This is a genomic window from Sphaerisporangium sp. NPDC088356, from assembly GCF_040685555.1.
Lineage (GTDB): Bacteria > Actinomycetota > Actinomycetes > Streptosporangiales > Streptosporangiaceae > Sphaerisporangium.
In genome coordinates this window covers 1-21,243 of sequence record NZ_JBFBIK010000064.1, presented here as the reverse complement: position 1 = coordinate 21,243, position 21,243 = coordinate 1, and the positions used below count along the sequence as shown (strand labels likewise).

The following is a 21,243-nucleotide window of genomic DNA, read 5'->3' as shown; positions in this document are numbered from 1 at the left end:
CCGATCGCGCCGGCCCACCGCACCGCGATCCTGGTCGAGGGCAGGGTCGCGGTCTGCTGCCCCACCTCGTCGCCGGCCGACGCCTCCCCGATCCGCCCCCGGATGACGAGGGCGAGGCTCAGGACGCGTAGGCGGGCGGGGAGGTCACGCGCCGGCGCCTCAGCCTGGCCGGGCGCCAGGTGACGACCATCGCGAAGGCCAGCAGCAGCTCGGCGACGTCCCCTCCGTAGTACATGATCTCGGCGCCGCCCCGGAGCTGGGCGGCGGGCACCGGGACGTCGACGAGGAGCCCGGCGTACATGAGCTGGGACAGCGTGGCGTGAACCGCGACAGCCACGCCGAGCACGACCAGCCGGCGCGGCACCGAGGGGCGGCCCGGGGCTGGATCGGGCCCCGCGATCACCCAGGCGAACAGACAGCCCGCGAGCAGGAAGTGGGCGTGGACCAGGTGATGGAGCACCGGATGGCCGGCCGTCGCCCGGTACAGCGGGGTGAGGTACAGCGCCGCGAGACCGCCCACGTTGAGCACCAGCGCGACCCACGGGTCGGCGACGGCGTGGAAGGCCCGGCTTCTCAGCACCACCGTGAGGGCGCGCCGGTGGCGAGGCGAGGCCGATCGCAGCACGAGCGTCACCGGAGCGCCGATGACCAGGCCGAGCGGCGCCAGCATCCCGAGGAGGAGATGCTGGAGCATGTGCCCGCGGAAGTCGTGCCCGGCGAACGACGCGACCGGCGGCAGCGAGCCCACCAGCAGGAGCGTCGCGCCCACGGCGAAGCTCGCCGTGCGCCGGTGGCTCCACCCTCTGGCCTTCCCGCGCCGCCGGGCCGCGAGCACGGCGTAGCAACCCGCGAGCAGGACGGCGGCGGCGACCACCGCGAGTGCCGCCCCTTGGCCGTGGGTCTCGTGCGCGTGCACGGTCAGGCCTCCCGCGAGGAGGAGCGGTCCGTGCACAGGTCGACGACCGTGCCGCCTCGCTGCAGCAGCAGGCCGCCCGCGATCAGCAGGGCACCAAGGACGAGGAACCCGATGTCCCACCATGTCTGGTAGGCATCGGTGCGCACGTGGTGGATGGCCAGGATGTGGTGGTCCACGGTCCCCTCGACGAGGTTGAACAGCCCCCACCCGACCAGGCCCCACCCCCACAGCACGCGGGATCTCCAGATCCTGCCGCGCGAGTGGGTGACCCGCGAGTACAGCAGGCCGAGGCCGGCGAGCACCGCGAGCCAGGTGAACACGTGGAAGAAGCCGTCCCACATCGTGTTCATCTCCAGCCCGGTGACGGTGTGGGGCGAGTAGTAGCGCACGCCGATGTTGTCGCTGTCCGTACTGCTCAGCATGTGATGCCACTGGAGCACCTGGTGCAGCAGGATCCCGTCGACGAACCCGCCCAGCCCCACGCCGAGGACGATGCCCGGCAGCATGACATCGCGCTCTCCACCGGCCCCGCCGGCCGGTCTGGTCGCCATCATGGTCGCCTCCCCGATTCGGCAAGCGATGGAGGTACCGGTTCTCCGATCACGTCCGTCACCTCCCCCCGCGTGGCGGCGTGTAAGCCGGGCTTGATCATCTGCTTGCGCGGAGCGTGATCACCCCGAAGCGAACGCGGCGACCGCGGCCGTGCCTGACCGGTCGGCCCGGTCTTCGGTTGGATGTCCGGTAGGAGACAATCGTCCCGTTCGGTGGCGGAGTCGGGTGGACGGAGAAGCCGGTGCGCGCGGTGCGGTACGACGGGTTCGGCGAGCAGCCGGAGGTCCGCCAGGTGGCCGATCCTGAGCCACCGCGCGCGGGTGCCGTGATCAGGGTGGAGGCGACAGGACTGTGCCGGAGCGACTGGCACGGCTGGATGGGCCACGACCCCGATATCCGGAAATTTCCGCATGTGCCGGGGCATGAGCTGGCCGGCGTCGTCGAGGCGGTCGGCGGCGACGTGACGCGGTGGCGTCCCGGCGACCGCGTCACCACCCCCTTCATCTGCGCCTGCGGACGGTGCCCGGCATGCGCGGCCGGCGACGCGCAGGTCTGCGAGAACCAGACCCAGCCCGGGTTCACACACTGGGGCTCGTTCGCCGAGTACGTCGCCGTCGAGCATGCCGACGTCAACCTCGTCCGCCTGCCCGGCTCCATGTCCTTCCCGACCGCCGCGAGCCTCGGGTGCCGCTTCTCCACCGCCTTCCGCGCGGTCGTCTCGCAGGGGCGCGTGGCGGCCGGCGAGTGGGTGGCGGTGTACGGGTGCGGCGGCGTCGGCCTGTCGGCGGTGATGATCGCCGCCGCGAGCGGCGCCCGGGTGGTCGCCGTCGACGTCTCCCCCACCGCGCTCGAACTGGCGGCGCGCTTCGGTGCCGCGGAAACCGTCCTCGTGGAGACCGCGGACGGGTCCGAGCGCGTCCGGGAGATCACCGGCGGGGGCGCCCATCTCACCGTCGACGCGCTCGGCAGCGCCGCCACCTGCGGCGTCGCCATCGAGAGCCTGCGGCGGCGCGGACGGCACGTACAGGTCGGCCTGCTGCCCCGGGTCGCCGGGCATCCGGCCATCCCGATGGACCGGGTCATCGCGCTCGAACTGGAGATCGTCGGCAGCCACGGCATGGCCGCGCACGCGTACCCGCCCATGCTGGCGATGATCACCGGCGGGACGCTGCGGCCGGAGCTGCTCATCACCCGCACGATCGGCCTCGGCGAGGCCCCGGAGGCCCTGGCCGCCATGGGGACCATGGGCACCCCCGGAGTGACGATGATCCTCCCCGGTCATCCGTAGGCCGCCCGTAGCGGTGATCCTCCTGTTCCTGGGGCTTCGGAGGTACTTCGTCACCGGGCTCACCGGCGCCGTCAAGGACTGATTCCCTGCTCCTCTTCCACTTCACACCATCGGCCGTGAAGCGCCGCGCCGCCATGGGTCCGTACGTCCCGGAGATGGTGGTCCGGGGCCGGAGACCGCATCCGGGGGGCTCGGGCGGCGTTAAGTGCGCACCGGAACTGGTAGGAAGGGATTCATGCCTGCCCTGACACCCGCAGGCCAAAGGAGCTGATCATGCAGTTTGGAGCCGATCCGCAACAGGGACTCAGCGTCTCTCGCGGCATACAGGAAAGCGCGGTAGTCGTCCAAGTTCGAGGCGAGCTGGACTACCGTTCCGCCCCGCTCCTCCGGGGCGAGCTCGGCGGTGTCTGGGAAATCCCGGGCATATCCGCCATCATCCTCGACCTTTCCGAGGTCACCTTCTGCGACTCCGTCGGGCTGAGCGAGCTGATCGCCGTGCTGCGGCGCAGCCAGAACACCGGCCATGCCCTGATGGTCAGCGGCCTGCAGGGCACGCTGCTGCGCGTGCTGACGATCACTGGGCTGCACAACGCCTTCGACAGCTACGCCACCGTCGAGGAGGCCCTGCGGCGGGCATCCCCCATCCTGGACCCCCGAATGCCCGCGCCCCCGGCGATCGCCGTCCCGTCGGTCCTGGAACCGCCGGTGGCCCCGCACTCCCCCTTGGAACCACTCGTGACCGCGCAGTCCCCCCTGGAACCAACGATGGCCCCGGCTTCCCCCCTGGAACCAACGATGGCCCCGGCTTCCCTCCTGGAACCGGCGGCAGCCGCCGCCCCGGCCTTTGAGACACCCTCCGCCTTGGACCGGCCTGCCGCTATGGATCTCTTGGAAACCACGCCGGCCGCCCAGGAGCCGTCCACCATGCTGGAAACACCGGACGCGGGCAACGACCTGCCGCCCGGCCAGGCGACCCCGGCCTCCTGACCGGTTCGCCCTCACATGAAGCGGCCACCGCCGACCTCCAGGACCGTGCCGGTCATGTAGCTCGACAGGTCCGAGGCGAGGAAGAGGACGGCGCCCGCCACCTCGTGCGGCTCACCCGCCCGCTTCAGCGGGATGTCGGCCTCTCTGGCGGCGAAGACGTCGGGCGGCATGGCCGCGGTCATCGCGGTGCGGATGAGCCCCGGCTGCACGGCGTTGACCCGGACGCCGCGGGGAGCCAGCTCCTTGGCGGCGGCCTTGGTGAGCCCGATGATGCCCGCCTTGGCGGCGCTGTAATTCGTCTGCCCGAAATTGCCCGACTTACCAGACAGGGAGGAGATGTTGATGATCGAACCGGATCCGGCCGCGCGCATCACCTCCGCCGCCGCCCGCACGCCGAGCCACGTTCCCTTCAGATGGACGTCCACCACCGCCTCGAAGTCGGCGAGGGTCATCTTGCGCAGGGTGGCGTCCCGCGTGATCCCCGCGTTGTTGACCAGGATGTCCAGCGTGCCGAAGCGTTCGACGGCGTGGTTCACGGCGGCCGTGACCGCCTCCTCGTCGGTGACGTCGCATCCGAGCGAGGACACCGGCTCCCCGCCACCCAGCCGTTCGGCAGCCGTCGCGGCCAGCGCGGCGTCCTGGTCGGTCACCACGACCCTGGCCCCGTGCTCGTGCAGGATGCGGGCGATGGCCAGCCCGATGCCCTGCCCGGCCCCGGTGACCAGGGCCGTACGACCCGGCACCAGCCCGCCGCCGGTCACGTGAGGCACCCGGCGGCAGCCGCTTCCGCCCGCCCGCGGCGGCGCCGTGCCGCGCCCGCCGCCCGATCACCGGTCCCGCCGAAGACCTTCACCCGGACACCGCCCTTCGCTCGTCCCATCCGGAAATTAGATCATCCGAGCGGTCCAGGGTGCCCGGCGTACCGGCGGGGGGCTCAGCCCATCCAGACGGTCTTCACGTTGCAGAACTCGCGGATGCCGTTGGCGGCCAGCTCCCGGCCGTACCCGGAATGCTTGATGCCGCCGAACGGGAGCTGCGGATAGGAGGTGACCATGCCGTTGACGAACACCAGGCCGGCCTCCAGCTCGTCGGCGAAGCGCTCCTGCTCCTCCTGGTCGGCGGTCCAGGCGTTCGCCCCGAGCCCGAACGTGGTGGCGTTGGCCAGCGCCAGCGCCTCGTCGATGTCCTCCACCCGGTACAGCTGCGCCACCGGGCCGAACACCTCCTCGCCGAACATCCTCATGTCCGGGGTGACATCGGTGATCACCGTCGGCTCGAAGAACCACCCGGTACGGGACGGGGTCACTCCCCCGCACAGCACCCGGGCGCCCCTGCCGACCGCGTCGGCGACCAGCTTCTCCACGTCGTCCCGCCCCTGCTGCGTGGCGAGGGGCCCGACGTCGGTCGTCTCGTCCATGGGGTCGCCCAGCCGCAGCGACTGCATCCGCGACACGAACCGGGCGGTGAAGTCGTCGTACACGCCGGCGTGGACGATGAACCGCTTGGCGGCGATGCACGACTGGCCGTTGTTCTGCACGCGGGCGGTCACGCCGGTCTCCACCGCCCTGCCGAGGTCGGCCAACGGCATGACGACATAGGGATCGGAGCCGCCGAGCTCCAGCACCGTCTTCTTGATCTCGCCACCCGCGATCGAGGCGACCGAACGGCCCGCCGCCTCCGAACCGGTGAGGGTCGCCGCCACCACCCGGCCGTCGCGCAGCACCCGTTCGACCCCGTCCGAGCCGATCAGCAGGGTCTGGAAGCAGCCGTCGGGGAACCCGGCGCGGGCGAAGAGCCCGCCGAGGTAGAGCGCGACCTGCGGCACGTTCGACGCGTGCTTCAGCAACCCGACGTTGCCCGCCATCAGGGCGGGCGCGGCGAACCGGATCACCTGCCAGCAGGGGAAGTTCCACGGCATGACCGCGAGCACCGGCCCGAGCGGCTGATACCGCACGTACGCCCGCCGGGCGCCCACGGCGGCGGGGTCCGAGGGCTCGTCGGCCAGGAACTCCTCGGCGCGCTCGGCGTAGAACCGCATGCCGCCGACGCACTTGGCCACCTCGGCCCTCGCGGAGGCCAGCGTCTTGCCCATCTCAAGGGTCATCAACCGGGCGACGTGGTCCTGCTCGGCCTCCAGCAGCCCGGCGGCGCTCAGCATCCACTCGGCACGCCGCTTGAAGTCGCTGGTGCGGTATCTCTCGAACTCGGCGGCGGCGAGCGCGAGCCGCTCCTCCACCTCGTGCTCGTCCAGCGGCTCGAAGGTCTTCAGAGTCTCACCCGTCGCCGGGTTGATCGTCGCGATCGCCATGAGCACCCCCCGGAACCTGGCTCTCGCTCCCAGTATCCGCCTCACCACCTCGCAGGACGGCCGGGGGGAGGCCCGCGTCTAGAGACGCACCTCGTACTCGGGCGAGCGCCGCCGTCCGGGCTGGCCCGGCTCGGTGCTGGGCTCCACCTTGCGGATGTAGCCGGCGGCCTCAAGCAGGTCCAGCGCGGGGACCATCGCCGCGACGGTCTTGAAGCGGCGCGCGAGGCGGCGGAACACGTCACGCCGCCGGAAACGCCGCGCCCCCGTACGCCGGATGCACTCCAGCACGGCGCGGGCGTCGTCGGGCAGGGCGGCGTCGGACCGTGTGGGGGGCGTGACCGCGCTGATCTGCATCCGCGAGGCGCTCTCGTTCCTGATGCGCGAGATCTCGAGGATCAGATCATCGAGATCCACCAGCAGCCGCGTGGCGGCGCGGAAGCGCTCGAAGTCGTCCTGGATCTGCAGCAGCCGCTCGGCTTCCTGACGCATGGCTGAATAATGTCATTTTTGGCATCTATGTCAACACAACCTCCATCCCCGATTTCGCCGCTTCCGCGCGTCCCACGGCCGTACATCGTGATCACCTTTGGCCAGGAGGAGGCCCCGGCCTCACCGGCCGAGGCGCCCGTGAAATGACCTTCCCGCGACGAAACTATGGGCGACCGGTGACATCGTCGCCGGTGAGCGCGTACGCGAGGGCGCTCTCGATGTCCTGCTCACGGCCCCAGGCGTACTCCGCCTCGAACGCCCGGTCCCCGAGCACCGCCCTGGCCCGCCACTCGGCCTCCTCGCGCAGCCCGTCCGGCTCGAAGGGGCCGTGCCGCAGGCCGAAGCCGCGCTCGACGAGGTCGCCGATGCCGAGCAGCCGGGCCGACCGTTCCATCTCGCCGAGGCCCACCGCCGAACGGGCCATGCTCGCCAGCGCCATCACCATCCCGAGGCTGTCGTTCAGCAGGTGCTTCGCCCGCAGCGACGTGCGGGCGAACCTGTCGGCCATCGGGAAGTCCCTGCGGTCGAGCTCGATGAGGCTGCGTACCCAATCTCCTGAGGAGTGCAACCAGATGTCGCCGCGCGAACCGCACAGCGACCGCTGCTGGCGCAGGCACGACAGCGCCTGCTCCGGCCTGCCGAGGCGCGTCAGCGCGTACGCCTGGCCCGTCAGCGCGTACGCGAGGCCGGCGCCACGGTCACCGCCGTCCTCGTGCGTCTCCCGCGCGCGCTCGTACATGGCCAGCGCCTCGGAGACGTAGCCCCAGTGGAGCCCGGTGTTCGCGCAGCAGACCGTGCCCCACCCGGCCGCCGCCAGGTCGCTCTCGGAGAACGACTGCGACAGGCACTCGGTGGCGAGGTCGTTGGCCTCGTCCAGGTCTCCCTGGAAATCGGCCAGCCACGCGCAGGCCCACAGCGCCCGCGACAGGCTCGCGCCGGAGGCATGGCTGACGGCGAGCGCCCGCTGGAGGTAGTGGCGTCCCTCGGAGATGAATCCGCAGGCCATCCAGAAGTAGGCGAGCCTCCCGGCGAGGTCGAGGCCGACGGCGTGCTCGGCGGGGTCGGCGGGGTCGGCGAGGCAGTGGTCGAGCGCGGAACGGAGGTTCGGCAGCTCGTGGTTCATGCGGCGGTACCACGCGACCTGGTCAGGGCCGAACCACTCCTCGTCGAACCGCCGGGCCAGGCGCAGGTAGTAGTCGCGGTGACGGAATCGCGTCTGGGCGCACTCGCCGAGCTCGCGCAGCCACTCCGCGCCGTACTCCCTGAGCGTGTCCAGCATCCGGAAGCGGATCGCCCTGCCGGTGTCGATCCGCCGCACGATGGACTTCTCGACAAGAGCGATCAGGACGTCTTCCACCAGCTCGCGCCGCAGCCCGGTTTCCGAGCCGGTGTCGGGGTCGGCGCAGATGGCCTGCGCCGCCTCCAGGTCGAAGTCGCCGGCGAAGACCGACAGGCGGGCCCAGAGCAGGCGTTCCAGCGGCTCGCACAGCTCGTGGCTCCAGCCGATGGCCGTGCGCAGCGTCCGGTGGCGCGGCGGGCCCGTACTGCTCTCGCTCGACAGCAGGTCGAAACGGTCGTCGATGCGGCCCATGATCTGCTCGACGGACAGCGTGCGCAGCCGTACCGCCGCCAGCTCGATCGCCAGGGGGATGCCGTCGAGCCGCCGGCACAGCAGCGCCACCTCCGGCGTCGCGACGAACCCGGGCACATGCGACGCCGCCCGGTCAGCGAACAACGCGACCGCACCCCCCGGAGCCACACTCGCGGAAGGCGCCACCGGACCGCCGGACATAGCAGGCGCGCCCGCGGAAGGCGCGGCCGGGCGGTAACGGCCCTCGATGGGCAGCGGCTCGACCTGGAAGCACGACTCGCCGGGCAGCCCGAGGAGACACCGGCTGGTCACCAGGATCCGCAGCTCGGACGCGGCCAACAACGTCTCCACCATCGCGGCACACCCCTGCACGAGGTGCTCGCAGGTGTCCAGCACGATCAGCGAGCGCCGCCGCGCGAGGAACTCCACGAGAACGGCCATCTGCGAGCGGCCGGCCTGCTGGGCGACCCGCAGCACCGAGCTGACGGCATGGCCGAGCAGCGCCGGCTCGCGGAGCGACGACAGCTCCACGAACCAGACCCCGTCGGGGAAACGCGACCTCAGATCGCCCGCGACATGCAGAGCAAGCCGCGTCTTGCCGACCCCGCCCACCCCCGTGAGCGTGACCAGGCGCGACTCCCCCAGCATCCGCACGACCTCAGCGACCTCGCGCTGCCGTCCCACAAAGCTCGTTTCCTCGGCGGGCAGGTTGCCCACGTGTGCCCCAGCCGGCACATCCCTCGCCGCCCCACGTCACCTCGGCTCCAGATGCTCCGCAATCGTAAGTCAGCCCCGCCGATCTGGAAAGATCGCGATATGCCACGCTCACATACGGCCTCCGCGACTACCGAACCCCTCGAAGGTCACGACCGGATGGTACGCGCACGCGTCCCCGGACTGTCTTCGGCTCACGCCGCCGAGGTGGCGAGGTCCCGACGGAGGAGTAGCGCCGAACTTCACTTGTACGGTTCACACCCGGTTTCTGGGCGTGAGCCGCACTGCCTGCAACTGCGTCATCGCCCTTCCGCCGATCCAGGCGGTTGATGTCAGTCCTCTTCGGACGACCGGCCTCGAACGCACCGTGGTAGATGCTGGTGTCCATGCCGGTAACCCTTCGGCCTGGTGTTCGACGGGGCTGACGACCTCTTGTGAGGAGTGGCCAGGAGTTTCGGGCGGTGCCCGGCCTGCTCAGAGATCTCGTTCGCTTCCTGGGCAAGGAGCACAGGCCGGGAGTGAGGACGTCAACCAGGGTGTTCATCGGCTCCCACGTCTTGCCCTCCTTGGCCGTGGGCGCCGGATCACCGAGCGATCTGTTCGGTTCGCTTTTTTTGGCTGAGGCGAACAACTTAGGTTGATTTTGTTCGGTACACTTATATTGGCTCAGTCGAACAAAATCATGGGAGCGTCGGTGTCAGGATTGGGCAGGCCGTCCAGGGCGACTGTGTATCAGCGCCTCGACGAGGCCGTTCGAGAACTCCGTGACCGCTTGGGCGGATTGCCTTCGCCCGCTGAGGCGGAGGACATCTGGTCTGACATCTGGCACCAGGAGGCCCATAACAGCACTGCGATCGAGGGCAACACGCTCGTGTTGCAAGAGGTGGAGAAGCTCCTTGAGGAGGGCCGGGCGGTAGGCGCGAAGCCGCTCAGGGACTACATGGAGGTGAGGGGATATGGCGATGCCGCGAAGTGGGTGTACGGGCAAGCACTGGAGCCGGGAGACTGGCAAAACGGAGATCTCATCACGCTCCAGGAGGTTCGTCAGATACACCACACCGCCATGTCGCTCGTGTGGGCTGTCGACCCCCATCCTCATGCCACTCCCGCCGAAGGCCCTGGGAACTTCCGGCAGCACGAGATCGCCAAGTTCCCGGGCGGTATGAAGCCGCCGCCATGGCCGGAAGTCGACCCCCAGATGCGGGACTGGGTGAAGGCTGTCGATGACCTTCGCGGCGAGTCCGAGGAACCCCTCCCCGAACGCTTGGCCCACGTTCATAACCGGTTTGAACAAATACACCCGTTCCTCGACGGCAACGGACGGACCGGCCGTTTGGTGCTCAACCTGATACTTTCCAGGATTGGATATCCACCAGCGATCATCTACAAGCGTGACCGCGACAAGTACCTTCAGGCGATGCGTCGGGCCGACAATGGCGAGTTCGGTCCATTGGGTGAACTCATCGCGCGCAGTGTGACGACAAATCTGTACCGCTTCGTCATGCCGGCGGTGGCCGGCCCGGTCAAGCTTGTCCCCCTACCTGCTCTCGCGACGCGCGACGTCACCGAAAATGCCCTCCGGGTAGCTGCCGCACGGGGACGACTTCGTGCGGTCAAGGGGGACGACGGCATGTGGCGTAGCAGCAAGAAGTGGGTGAACGACTACCTCAAGTCGAGGCATCGCAGGTCGTGACGTGTCTGCTGTGGATAAAGGGTGACATGAGCGGCACGACCACACCAACAGTGCCCTCCTCCATAACGGCCACTGAGGCATGGGCGGCACGGGCGTGAGCTGCCTCACCGGCCTCACTACCGGCGAAGCCTGATCGAGACAGGGCCACTCCTATCAGGGGTGTGGCCCTCGTCCTCGAAAGATCTTCACTACTCCACGCCCACCCAGGGCAATTTGCTACTGACAGTAGTAAAGTGGTCGGCGTGAGCGAGTCTGAGCTGGAATTCCCCCTTGGGGAGGGGCCTGCTACCAAGATCAGCGTCTCCTTGCGTGCAGGTAATGTCCGTGCTGTACGGGAACGCGTCGGGGCGCGTGGTTTCTCTGCCTACGTAGACGCGGCGGTCGAGCGCCAGATCGAGCGCGACCTGCTGGAGGAGGCGCTACTAGGGCGTGTCCTGTGGATCTTTGATGGTGGTTTGGTGTAGATCGGTACGGTGGATGATCGTCTGAATCGTCATGACCTGTCCGAGGAGGAATGGCAGCGGCTGTTGCCGCTGCTGCCCGTCAATCCGCGTCAGGGCGGCCGGTGGGCCGATCACCGGCTGGTGATCAACGGGGTCTTCTTCCGGACCCGGACCGGCTGCCCGTGGCGGGATCTCCCTGAGGGCTATGGGAACTGGAAGACGGTCTACAACCGGCATCGCCGCTGGTCATTTGACGGCACTTGGGAATCGATCCTGGATCGGCTGCGCGCGGGATGCGATGAGGCCGAAGGCGAGGACTGGACCGTCAGCGTCGACTCCACCATCGCCCGCGCGCATCATCATGCGGCCGGGGCGCGTCATGAGCCGCCCGCCGACGTCCCGGAAAAGGGGATCGTGTAGATCACGAATCGGCCAAGGGCCGGGAAGGGCTCGGACGTTCCCGTGGCGGCCTGACCACCAAGATCCATCTGGCTGCCGATCGGCGGTGCCGTCCGATCGCGCGCCTGACCAGTGCGGGGCAGCGAGCCGACAGCCCGTATTTCACCCGGGTGATGGCGGCTATCCGCATTCCGCGGCGCGGTCGTGGCCGTCCACGCCGACGGCCGGGCCGTGCCCTGGCCGACAAGGCCTACTCCTCCCGCGGCAACCGCGCCTACCTGCGGAGACACCGCATCAACGGCGTCATCCCGGAGAAGAGGGACCAGCAGGCCAACCGCCTCAAACGAGGCCGCAAGGGCGGTCGGCCACCAATATTCGACGCCGCACGGTACACCGAGCGCAACACCGTTGAACGCTGCATCAACAAACTCAAGTCATACCGCGCCGTGGCCATGCGCTTCGACAAGCGCGAACGTATCTACCAGGGCACCATCGATGTCGCCTCGATCAGGATCTGGCTCCGGGACCCAGTTCCTTGATTCACAGGACACGCCCTAGCCAACGAGAGTGAGGCCGGTCCTATCCCGCAGGCACTCCGGGACGAGGCGGCGGAGTTGTTTCGCAGCGTGAAGTCCACTCCTGAGCTCCAGGAGGGGGACGGATGGCACGGGCGCGAAGCAAGCTGAGTGCCGGCACGGTGGTTCTGGACTCGGAGGGGTTGTCGAAGTGGTGTGCGGCCGACCAGCAAGTCACGGCGATCGTGCGAGAAGCGCAGAACAACGACTTCCGTGTCGTCGTCTGTGCCATGACACCGATCGAGGCTTTTGATATTCGCGTGAAGAACGATCGACTTCGCTGGCACCTATCTCGGCTAAGGGTCGAGGCTGTCACGGAGGAGATTTCTCTGCACGCTCTTGAGTTGCTCCGCGCTGGGGGCCTCCACGGACACAAGTACGCGATCGACGCAGTCGTGGCCGCTGCCGCCCTCCGGGCGATCAAACCAGTCATCGTTCTGGCATCGGATGCAGATGACATGCTGAAGCTATGTGGCAAAGCAGTCCGGGTCGTGAGCGTCTGAGTGATCCAGCCCACCCGTCGTCTCGACCAGCGCGCTCAATCCACGACCGCGAGGCCCGCGCCCACCGCCGTTCCGCTGTCCGCCGGGGCAGGCGTGCCGCCGTCACTCGGCGCGGGCGTGCCACCATCCACCGGCGCCGCCGTGTCCGCGGGAGCCGCGCTGTCCACCGGTGCCGTCGTATCCGTGGACGCCGCGCTGTCCGTGGGAGCGCCCGTGTCCGCGGCAGCCGCCGTGTCACCGGGGTCGGCGGACGCGTCCGGTGCGGGACCGCCGGACGAGGGGGCCGGCTTGGCCGAAGCGCTGGGCTTGTCGCTTACGAGGATCTGTACGGGACCATCGGACTTCGCGGTCTTCTTGGGCTCCGGGGTCTTCGTCGGCTTCGGGGTCGGGGTGGCCTTCGCGCCGACGGCGGCCTTGGCCAAGGCACTCGGCTTCTCGGTGTCCAGAGGGATCGACGTGTCGAGGGGGATCGCGGTGTCGACGGGGGTCGCGGTGTCCAGAGGGATCGCCGTGTCGTAGGGCTGGGCGGTGGTCGCGGCTCCGTCAAGGGTGCAGGTGGCCAGGGAGTCTAGGGAGTCCGGCTTCTCCCCCGCGCCGCCGAGGGAAGCCGCGCACCACACTCACACCAGCGCGGGGAACCTCAGGAGCGACGCCTGTGCGCCGGCCACTTGGCTCTGGTCTGGTCCGCGCGTGAGCGGAGGAATGCCCGCAGACGCCCGGTCACGCCCGTACGGCCGGCGGCGGACGGGGGCGTGCTCGCGGGGAGCGGGCCGGTGGCCGATGCCTCGGCGAGGCGGTCACGCAGCCGCGATCGGATCTCCTCCGGGGTGTACGCGCGGCGACGCCGCTCAGCCCGGGCGATCACCACTCCCGTGGCCGCGACCCCCGCGAAGCCTGCCAAGCCGAGTATCTTCCACCAGCGCATGTCCCTAGGCTAATGGGATGTCTGGCGTAAGCATCAGCCTCGACGAGGCCCTCGATCTGACGCGCACCGGCGATGTCTGGCTGTTCCGCGGGCGCACGGTACCCGACCGGGCCATCCAGATGACGACGAACAGCCCGGTCAACCACGTGGGCATGTCCGTCGTCATCGACGACCTGCCGCCGCTGATGTGGCATGCCGAGCTGGGCCGATCCTTGCCCGACATGTGGTCGGGCACCCACCAGCGCGGGGTCCAGCTGCACGACCTGCGCGACGCGGTGGTGGTGTGGGCGACGAGGTACGGGCAGCGGGCGTGGCTGCGCCAGCTCGACAGGCCGGTCACCCGCGAGATGGAGGACGGGCTGTTGCGCGCCATCGCGCGTCTCGACGGCACGCCGTTCCCCTCGACGGCCCGGCTCGCCGGCCGCTGGCTGCGCGGCCGGGTGCCCGCCTTCAGGCGGGGCGCGGGCGACGCCGCCCTGGAGACCGCCTACTGCGCGGAGGTCGTCGCCGCGACGTACCAGGACATGGGCCTGCTCCCCGCCGGGCGCAATCCCAACTGGTACGACCCCGGCCGCTTCTGGAGCGGTGACGACCTGGAGCTCTCGGCGGGGGCGCGGCTGGGCGGGGAGATCCCGGTGCGGATCCCCCCTGACGCCCGCGCGACGCCCCGTACGCCGGCGGCCACCAGCTGACCGCCCGGCGGTCTCAGGCCGATCTGCCCATGGCCTTCCTGATGGCGTCGCGCGTGCGGTCGATGATGGCGGCGGGCGGGCCGAGCAGAAAGTTGAGGGTGGCCGACTCGACGCCGGGATGCGGGTGGGTGGGCGCCATCGCCTCCGCGGCCCTCACCCCGGCCGCCATGGCGCGGCGCTCGGCCTCGCTGGTATGGGCCCGCAGCAGCGTGAACTCGTCACGCTCCTCCGCCCGCGCGTGCGCCAGCACGGTGGCCCGCAGCGCCCGCAGGTTGTGGGAGAACTCCGGGTGGTCGGTCCCGAGTTGCTCAAGGTGGCTGAGCAGCAGCTTGCCCTGCCTCTCCTCGTTGAGGCGCCTGTCCACCACCGTGTCGCCGTCTTCCAGCTTCAGCCGGGCGTACGGGTGCACGATCTCCTCCTCGGCGGTCTCGTGCACGGCCAGCATCCGCACGAGGCGCTGGAAAGCCTCGCCCTGCTCGGAACCGGCGGCCCGCTCCACCTCGTCGAAAAGCTCGGTGATCATGCCGTGCTGACGCAGTAGCAGGTCGACCACGTCGTTCTCGTTCGACAGCTCGGGTGCCGCATGACGTCCGTCCATATCGTCCTCCTTACGAGAACCGTCCGCTTACCTTCACCGGCCGTATCAAACGCATCAGGAATCCCGGTGTCCCAAGTGGCGGAACGCGCAGTGCGGGCCGGACCAGGCGCGTGGGCGGCGGCGGTGGAAGGCGCGGAAAGGCGCGCGGGTCGTGCTCGCGGTCAGGCGGCCGAATGCGGCGGACGGGGCGGGCGCGAGAGAGCGACCCGGGCACAGGCACCGGCGTCCCACCCTGGAGCTTCGCGCGTACGGCTGCCGCCAAAGCCCCAAATCACCATTTATGCCACCAAAGAAGACATACAGCATATTTCTCCACATCCAGGAGAGTTACCGGCATCGCGGTGGTTTTGGGGAGACCGAAAACATCACGGTTCGTGTTCAGTAAATCACCTCATGGAGTAACCGCTCGGCAACGACACCGGCCGCCTCACAGCCCCATGTCATGCCGATTGGTTATTTTCAGGAAATTTCAGTAAGGCATTGCATAGATCGTGTCTTGTGAGTAACTTCCGGGCAACACCCATGAAATACGACCCGTGGAGCCTCCAGTGGTCTGGCCATTCCCCCCACGGCCCGCGAGAAGGTCTCCCGCACGCAGGCCCGGCCCCTTGGTGGCCGCGGTCCTCGCAGCGGTTCTGACCGCGTCGCCGCTCGCCGCCGTGTCCCCCGCCCACGCCGCCACCCTCGGGGCGGTGACCACCCTTCCCGCCACCAGCCTCGCGGCGCCCGGCTCCCCCACCGCCCAGGCCCCGCAGGACGAGGGGAAACCACTGGTCTCCGCGCTGAGCGGCAAAGCGGACCCCTCCGACAAGGACCTGGCGCGGGACGCGCTGCGCGCCGACCTGTCGCGCGAGCGGTTCTACTTCGCGATGACCGACCGGTTCGCCAACGGCGACACCCGCAACGACAGGGGCGGCCTCACCGGCGACCGGCTCAGCACCGGCTTCGACCCCACCGACAAGGGCTTCTACCAGGGCGGCGACCTGGCCGGGCTGCTCGGCAAGCTCGACTACGTCAAGAACCTCGGCAGCACGGCGATCTGGCTGACCCCCTCGTTCAAGAACCGGCCCGTCCAGGGCACGGGGGCCGACGCCTCGGCCGGGTACCACGGCTACTGGATCACCGACTTCACCTCGATCGACCCGCACCTCGGCACCAACGCGCAGATGAAGCAGCTGGTCCGCGAGGCGCACAAGCGGGGGATGAAGGTCTTCTTCGACATCATCACCAACCACACCGCCGACGTCGTCGACTACAAGGAGAAGGCCTACTCCTACCGGTCCAAGGCCGCCTACCCGTACGTCGACGTCGACGGCAGGCCGTTCGACGACCGCGACTACGCGAGCAAGGACACCTTCCCGAAGGTCGACACCGACTCGTTCCCGTACACACCGGTCGCGGCGAAGGGAGTGAAGACCCCGTCCTGGCTCAACGACCCGTTGATGTACCACAACAGGGGCGACTCCACCTTCAGCGGCGGCGAGACCGACGAGTACGGCGACTTCTCCGGCCTCGACGACCTGTGGACCGAGCGTCCCGAGGTCGTCAAGGGCATGACCGACATCTACAAGACGTGGGTCCGTGACACCGGCATCGACGGCTTCAGGATCGACACGGCCAAGCACGTCAACATGGAGTTCTGGGAGCGCTTCTCCCCCGCGCTGCACGGCTACGCGGCCCAGCTCGGCAACAAGCGCTTCTTCATGTTCGGCGAGGTGTACTCAAGCGACCCCGCCATGACCAGCCGCTACTCCACGCGCGGCGAGCTGGACGCCACGCTCGACTTCCCCTTCCAGGAGGCCGCGCGCTCGTTCAGCGGCGGCACGGCGGGAGCGGCGCGGCTCGCCCAGCTCTACGCGGGTGATGACTACCACACCGACGCCGACAGCAACGCCGCGTCGCTGCCGACGTTCCTCGGCAACCACGACATGGGCCGCATCGGCCGGTTCATCAGCCAGGACAACCCGGGCGCGCCAGATGGCGAGCTGCTCAGGAGGGACCTGCTCGCCCACGAGCTGATGTACCTCACCAGAGGGCAGCCGGTGGTCTACTACGGCGACGAGCAGGGGTTCACCGGCAAGGGCGGCGACAAGGACGCGCGGCAGACGATGTTCGCCTCGCAGACCCAGAGCTACCTGACCGACGACCTGATCGGCACGACCGCGACCCACGCGCAGGACAACTTCGTTCCCGCCCACCCGCTCTACCAGGGCATCGCGGCGCTGGGCAAGCTGCGTGACGCGCACCCCGCGCTGGCGGACGGCGCCCAGATCGAGCGCCTGGCCGAGAACGGCCTGTACGCCTTCAGCCGCATCGACGCCAAGGACCAGGTCGAGTACGTCGTCGCGGTGAACAACGCCAAGACGGCCGCGACCGCCGCCGTCCCGACCTACTCCGCCGGGATGGCCTTCACCAAGGTCTACGGCGAGGCGGCGGCCACGGCCACCTCGGCCGCCGACCGCCGGCTCCCGGTGACGGTCCCGCCGCTCTCGGCGGTCGTCTACCGCGCCTCGGCCAAGCTCGCCGCCCCCGCCGCCGCGCCCGCCGTGTCGATCGCGCTCCCCGGCGCGGAGGTCAGGGGCACGGCGGCCGACGGGCGGATCCCGGTCACCGCGACCGTGCCGGGCACCGGGTTCGACCAGGTGACGTTCGCCGCCAAGGCCGGTGACGGCCCGTGGAAGGTGCTGGGCACCGACGACGCGCCCACGGTCACCGGCTCGGCCCGTACGTTCCGGGTCTTCCACGACCTGAGCGGGCTCGCGGCCGGTACCAAGATCGCCTACAAGGCGGTCGTGAAGGACTCGGCGGGCAGGTTCGCCTCCGCGAGCGAGACGGTCACCGTCGGCGCGGCGCCCGTCCCCGAGGAGCCGGGCGCGGTCACGCGCGACTGGCTGGTCGTGCACTACCAGCGCTCGGACTACGACGGCTGGGGCCTGCACGTGTGGGGCGACGTCGAGCAGCCCACCGAGTGGGGCGCCCCGCTGCCGCTCACCGGTGAGGACGCCTTCGGGCGGTTCGCCTGGATCAAGCTCAAGCCGGGCACGGCCAGCGTGGGGATCATCGCCCACAAGGGCGACGAGAAGGACGGCGGCGACCGTACGGTCAACCCGGCCAAGAACGGCGAGGTGTGGCTGGCCGAGGGCAAGCCCGAGACGTTCGCCTCCCGGGCGGCGGCGCAGGGGTACGCGACCGTCCACTACAGCCGCCCCGGCAAGGACTACGACGGGTGGGGCCTGCACCTGTGGGGCGACGGGCTCGCCGACGGCGCGGGCACCGAGTGGGCGACCCCGCGCCCGCCCGACGGCACCGACTCCTACGGCGCGTTCTGGAAGGTGCCGCTCAAGGACCCGGCGGTGCCGCTGAACTACATCATCCACAAGGGCGACACCAAGGACCCCGGCCCCGACCAGTCGTTCACCCCGGCCACCCAGCCGGAGGCGTACGTCAAGTCCGGTGACGCGAGGCTCTACAAGAGCCGGTCCGCCGCGGAGAACGTCGCGATCATGCATTACCGGCGCGCGGACGGGAACTACGACGGCTGGGGGCTGCACGTGTGGGGCGGGGCGGCCGACCCGACCGAGTGGGCCACGCCCGTCCAGCCGGCCGGAACCGACGGCTTCGGGGCGTACTACCGCGTGCCGCTGGCCGAGGGGGCGACGAGCCTGAGCTACATCATCCACAAGGGCGACGAGAAGGACCTGCCCGACAACCAGTCGCTGGAGCTCGCCACCGACGGCAACGAGGTCTGGCGGCTGGCCGCCACCGAGGGCCACCTGCTGCCGCAGCCTCCGGCGCGCGGGGCGGACGCCGATCTGTCCAAGGCGAAGGCCAACTGGATCGACCGGGACACCGTCGCGTGGAACGTCACCCCCTCCGCCGCGGCGCACTACTCGCTGGTCTTCTCCGAGAAGGGCGACATCGCGTACGCCAAGGGCGACCTGACCGGCGACCTCCGGGTCGTCCGCCTGGTCCCCGGCGCGGGGCTCACCGACGCCCAGAAGGCCAAGTGGCCGCACCTGGCCTCCTACGCCGCGCTCAAGGTCGACCCGCGCGACGCCGACCTGGTACGGAAGGCGCTGCGCGGGCAGGTCGTCGCCGTCGAGCGGGACGCGGCGGGTGTGCTGCTCACGGCGACCGGCGTGCAGGTCGCGGGCGTGCTCGACGACCTCTACGCCAAGGCCTCGGGCGCCGAGCTCGGGCCCGTGTGGCCCACGACAGGGTCGGCGTCGCCCACGCTGTCGGTGTGGGCGCCGACCGCGCAGAAGGTCGAGCTGGCGCTCTACCGCGACGCGTCGGGCGCCGGCCGTACGGTCGAGCAGATGCGGCGCGACGACGCCACCGGGGTCTGGTCGGTGCGCGGCATGCCCACCTGGAAGGGGCGGTACTACACCTTCCTGGTCACCGTGTACGCCCCGGCGGCCGGCAAGGTCGTGACCAACGAGGTGACCGACCCCTACAGCCAGTCGCTCGCGGCCGACTCCGCGCGCAGCCAGCTCGTGGACCTGGACGACCGCTCGCTGCGGCCCGACGGGTGGGCCTCGCTGCGCAAGCCGAAGGCGGTGAGCCAGGACAAGGCGTCCATCTACGAGCTGCACCTGCGCGACTTCTCGGCCTCGGACCCGACCGTCCCGGCGGCGAAGCGGGGCACGTACGCGGCCTTCACCGGTGACTCCGCCGGAATGAAGGAACTCAAGGCGCTGGCCGCCGACGGGCTGACGCACGTGCATCTGCTGCCCGCCTTCGACATCGGGAGCGTCCCGGAGAAGAGGGCCGACCGCACCGAGCCGTCGTGCGACCTGGCCTCGATGCCCGCCGATTCCGAGCAGCAGCAGGAATGCGTCGCGAAGACCGCCGCGAAGGACTCCTTCAACTGGGGATACGACCCGGTGCACTACACCGTGCCCGAGGGGTCGTACTCCACCGACCCGGAGGGGTCACGCCGCATCGGCGAGTTCCGGTCGATGGTCGCCGGGCTCAACGGGGCCGGGCTGCGGGTCGTCATGGACGTGGTCTACAACCACACCTACGCCGCCGGGCAGGACCCCAAGTCGGTGCTCGACAGGATCGTGCCGGGCTACTACCACCGGCTCCTGGAGGACGGCACGGTGGCCACCTCCACCTGCTGCGCCAACACCGCGCCCGAGAACGCCATGATGGGCAAGCTCGTCGTGGACTCCATCGTCACCTGGGCCAGGCAGTACAAGGTCGACGGGTTCCGCTTCGACCTGATGGGCCACCACCCGAAGGCGAACATCCTCGCGGTGCGGGCCGCGCTCGACAGGCTGACGGTCGCGCGCGACGGCGTCGACGGCAAGTCGATCATCCTGTACGGCGAGGGCTGGAACTTCGGGGAGGTGGCGGACAACGCCCGCTTCGTCCAGGCCACGCAGGCCAACATGGCGGGCACCGGCATCGGCACCTTCAACGACCGCCTGCGCGACGCGGTGCGCGGCGGCGGGCCCTTCGACGCCGACCCCCGGGTGCAGGGCTTCGGATCCGGCCTCGCGGGCGCGCCGAACGGCTCGCCGGCCAACGGCACCGCGGAGCAGCAGGAGGCGCGGCTCCTGCACTACCAGGACCTGATCAAGGTGGGGCTGACCGGCAACCTGCGCGACTTCCGGTTCACCGCCTCGACGGGCAAGGAGGTGAAGGGCTCGGAGGTCGACTACAACGGCTCCCCCGCCGGGTACACCGGCGCCCCGGGCGAGGCCGTCAACTACGTGGACGCCCACGACAACGAGACGCTGTTCGACGCCCTGGCCTACAAGCTGCCGCAGAGCACGCCGATGACCGACCGGGTGCGCATGCAGTCGCTCTCGCTGGCCTCGGTGCTGCTGTCGCAGGGCACCGCGTTCCTCAACGCCGGAACCGAGCGGCTGCGGTCGAAGTCCCTGGACCGCAACTCCTTCGACTCCGGCGACTGGTTCAACCGGCTGCTGTGGGACTGCTCGGCGGGCAACGGCTTCGGCGGCGGGCTGCCGCCCAAGGCGGACAACGAGGCCAAGTGGCCGTACGCCAAGCCCCTGCTGGCCGATCCGGCGCTGAAGCCCGACTGCGCGGCGATCGGCGCCGCCCGTGCCCGCTTCGGCGACCTGCTGAAGATCCGCTCCTCCTCCCCCGCGTTCTCGCTCGGCTCCCTGGCCGAGGTGCAGAAGCGGCTGTCCTTCCCGGTGAGCGGCGCGACGGAGACCCCGGGCGTCCTCACCATGCACCTGGACTCCTCCGGCATCGACCCGCGCTGGAAGTCGATCACCGTCGTCTTCAACGCGGCGCCGCAGACGCGGTCGCAGACCGTGGCCGCGCTGAAGGGGACTAAGGTCACCCTCCATCCGGTCCAGGCGGCTTCCGGCGACCCCGTCGTCAGGCAGTCGGCCTTCGACTCCTCGACCGGCACCCTGACCGTCCCGGCCCGTACGGTCGCGGTCTTCGTGCGGTCGTAGGCGCACCACCCCCTCCCGCGCCGCGGGACCGGTCGGCCGGGCGCCGGCGGTCCACCGGCGGGAGGGGCGCACGCCGGGCCGGGTGTTGCAGCACCCGGCCCCGCACGGGATCGCATCCAACGACCAGGAG

At 70.0% G+C, this 21,243-nt stretch carries 17 protein-coding genes; 8 read left to right on the top strand and 9 right to left on the bottom strand.

Translation table 11 applies throughout. The annotated features are described in order from the left end of the window. Positions 1-118 precede the first annotated feature (118 nt). Together AB0O34_RS22735 and AB0O34_RS22730 are read right to left on the bottom strand one after the other, a co-directional pair. Complete coding sequence (locus AB0O34_RS22735; protein ID WP_363918328.1) at positions 119-952, bottom strand: cytochrome c oxidase assembly protein; 834 nt, start codon at positions 950-952, stop codon at positions 119-121. Continuing rightward, on the bottom strand, positions 919-1,470 hold the full coding sequence (locus AB0O34_RS22730; RefSeq protein ID WP_363918326.1) for a DUF2243 domain-containing protein: 552 nt from the start codon (positions 1,468-1,470) through the stop codon (positions 919-921). The genes AB0O34_RS22735 and AB0O34_RS22730 overlap by 34 nt, the downstream gene beginning before the upstream one ends. A 239-nt stretch (positions 1,471-1,709) precedes the next feature. Here AB0O34_RS22730 and AB0O34_RS22725 point away from each other — a divergent pair, with 239 nt between their 5' ends. Both AB0O34_RS22725 and AB0O34_RS22720 read left to right on the top strand, forming a co-directional pair. Next, the gene (locus tag AB0O34_RS22725) at positions 1,710-2,756 is read left to right on the top strand and encodes a zinc-dependent alcohol dehydrogenase family protein (protein WP_363918324.1); all 1,047 of its coding nucleotides are present in this window, start codon (positions 1,710-1,712) and stop codon (positions 2,754-2,756) included. 273 nt (positions 2,757-3,029) lie between these two features. Then, positions 3,030-3,743, top strand: coding sequence for an anti-sigma factor antagonist (locus AB0O34_RS22720; protein WP_363918322.1), 714 nt, complete (start codon positions 3,030-3,032; stop codon positions 3,741-3,743). An 11-nt stretch (positions 3,744-3,754) separates the two neighbouring features. Here the strand turns inward: AB0O34_RS22720 and fabG are convergent, their stop codons facing one another. The 4 genes from fabG to AB0O34_RS22700 all read right to left on the bottom strand — a co-directional run bounded on the left by fabG (position 3,755) and on the right by AB0O34_RS22700 (position 8,866). Then, positions 3,755-4,504 carry a 3-oxoacyl-ACP reductase FabG gene (fabG, locus tag AB0O34_RS22715; protein ID WP_363918320.1) on the bottom strand — a complete coding sequence of 250 codons (750 nt, stop codon included), beginning with the start codon at positions 4,502-4,504 and terminating at the stop codon, positions 3,755-3,757. A 173-nt stretch (positions 4,505-4,677) separates the two neighbouring features. Continuing rightward, a complete protein-coding gene (locus AB0O34_RS22710) occupies positions 4,678-6,051 on the bottom strand; it encodes an NADP-dependent succinic semialdehyde dehydrogenase (protein WP_363918357.1) in 1,374 nt (457 codons plus the stop codon). Positions 6,052-6,129: 78 nt separating this feature from the next. Then, the gene (locus tag AB0O34_RS22705; protein WP_363918318.1) at positions 6,130-6,540 is read right to left on the bottom strand and encodes a hypothetical protein; all 411 of its coding nucleotides are present in this window, start codon (positions 6,538-6,540) and stop codon (positions 6,130-6,132) included. Between the two features lie 163 nt (positions 6,541-6,703). Further along, a complete protein-coding gene (locus tag AB0O34_RS22700; protein WP_363918316.1) occupies positions 6,704-8,866 on the bottom strand; it encodes an NB-ARC domain-containing protein in 2,163 nt (720 codons plus the stop codon). A gap of 673 nt (positions 8,867-9,539) precedes the next feature. Between AB0O34_RS22700 and AB0O34_RS22695 the strand changes: the two genes are divergently transcribed. The 4 genes from AB0O34_RS22695 to AB0O34_RS22680 all read left to right on the top strand — a co-directional run bounded on the left by AB0O34_RS22695 (position 9,540) and on the right by AB0O34_RS22680 (position 12,458). Further along, a complete protein-coding gene (locus AB0O34_RS22695) occupies positions 9,540-10,538 on the top strand; it encodes a Fic family protein (RefSeq protein ID WP_363918314.1) in 999 nt (332 codons plus the stop codon). Between the two features lie 242 nt (positions 10,539-10,780). Next, positions 10,781-11,002, top strand: coding sequence for a hypothetical protein (locus tag AB0O34_RS22690; RefSeq protein WP_363918313.1), 222 nt, complete (start codon positions 10,781-10,783; stop codon positions 11,000-11,002). Further along, positions 11,003-11,919, top strand: a protein-coding gene (locus AB0O34_RS22685) for an IS5 family transposase (protein ID WP_363918355.1) whose coding sequence is annotated in 2 segments (ribosomal slippage) — positions 11,003-11,365 and positions 11,368-11,919 — 915 coding nt in all. Because the reading frame shifts where the segments join, the coding sequence is not laid out codon by codon here. 122 nt (positions 11,920-12,041) lie between these two features. Continuing rightward, the gene (locus AB0O34_RS22680) at positions 12,042-12,458 is read left to right on the top strand and encodes a DNA-binding protein (protein WP_363918311.1); all 417 of its coding nucleotides are present in this window, start codon (positions 12,042-12,044) and stop codon (positions 12,456-12,458) included. Positions 12,459-12,493: 35 nt separating this feature from the next. Here the strand turns inward: AB0O34_RS22680 and AB0O34_RS22675 are convergent, their stop codons facing one another. Beyond that, entirely contained in the window at positions 12,494-13,078 is a 585-nt protein-coding gene (locus AB0O34_RS22675; protein WP_363918309.1) for a hypothetical protein, read from the bottom strand. A 20-nt stretch (positions 13,079-13,098) separates the two neighbouring features. Then, the gene (locus AB0O34_RS22670; protein WP_363918307.1) at positions 13,099-13,359 is read right to left on the bottom strand and encodes a hypothetical protein; all 261 of its coding nucleotides are present in this window, start codon (positions 13,357-13,359) and stop codon (positions 13,099-13,101) included. 41 nt (positions 13,360-13,400) lie between these two features. On the opposite strand from AB0O34_RS22670, the gene AB0O34_RS22665 reads away from it, so the two are divergent. After that, positions 13,401-14,075, top strand: coding sequence for a hypothetical protein (locus AB0O34_RS22665; protein ID WP_363918305.1), 675 nt, complete (start codon positions 13,401-13,403; stop codon positions 14,073-14,075). Positions 14,076-14,088: 13 nt separating this feature from the next. On the opposite strand, the gene AB0O34_RS22660 is transcribed toward AB0O34_RS22665, so the two are convergent. After that, positions 14,089-14,673: a hemerythrin domain-containing protein gene (locus tag AB0O34_RS22660; RefSeq protein WP_363918303.1), complete on the bottom strand. Its 585-nt coding sequence runs from the start codon at positions 14,671-14,673 to the stop codon at positions 14,089-14,091. 611 nt (positions 14,674-15,284) lie between these two features. Here AB0O34_RS22660 and pulA point away from each other — a divergent pair. Further along, positions 15,285-21,113 (top strand): pullulanase-type alpha-1,6-glucosidase, encoded by a 5,829-nt coding sequence (gene pulA, locus AB0O34_RS22655; RefSeq protein WP_363918353.1) that lies wholly within the window; start codon positions 15,285-15,287, stop codon positions 21,111-21,113. Positions 21,114-21,243 lie beyond the last annotated feature (130 nt).

What these genes read in the sequence shown, in the direction of transcription:
- AB0O34_RS22730 (WP_363918326.1), bottom strand. Translation starts at nt 1,470, where the DNA reads ATGATGGCGACCAGACCGGCCGGCGGGGCCGGTGGAGAGCGCGATGTC.
- AB0O34_RS22720 (WP_363918322.1), top strand. Translation starts at nt 3,030, where the DNA reads ATGCAGTTTGGAGCCGATCCGCAACAGGGACTCAGCGTCTCTCGCGGC.
- AB0O34_RS22710 (WP_363918357.1), bottom strand. Translation starts at nt 6,051, where the DNA reads ATGGCGATCGCGACGATCAACCCGGCGACGGGTGAGACTCTGAAGACC.
- AB0O34_RS22705 (WP_363918318.1), bottom strand. Translation starts at nt 6,540, where the DNA reads ATGCGTCAGGAAGCCGAGCGGCTGCTGCAGATCCAGGACGACTTCGAG.
- AB0O34_RS22680 (WP_363918311.1), top strand. Translation starts at nt 12,042, where the DNA reads ATGGCACGGGCGCGAAGCAAGCTGAGTGCCGGCACGGTGGTTCTGGAC.
- AB0O34_RS22665 (WP_363918305.1), top strand. Translation starts at nt 13,401, where the DNA reads ATGTCTGGCGTAAGCATCAGCCTCGACGAGGCCCTCGATCTGACGCGC.
- AB0O34_RS22660 (WP_363918303.1), bottom strand. Translation starts at nt 14,673, where the DNA reads ATGGACGGACGTCATGCGGCACCCGAGCTGTCGAACGAGAACGACGTG.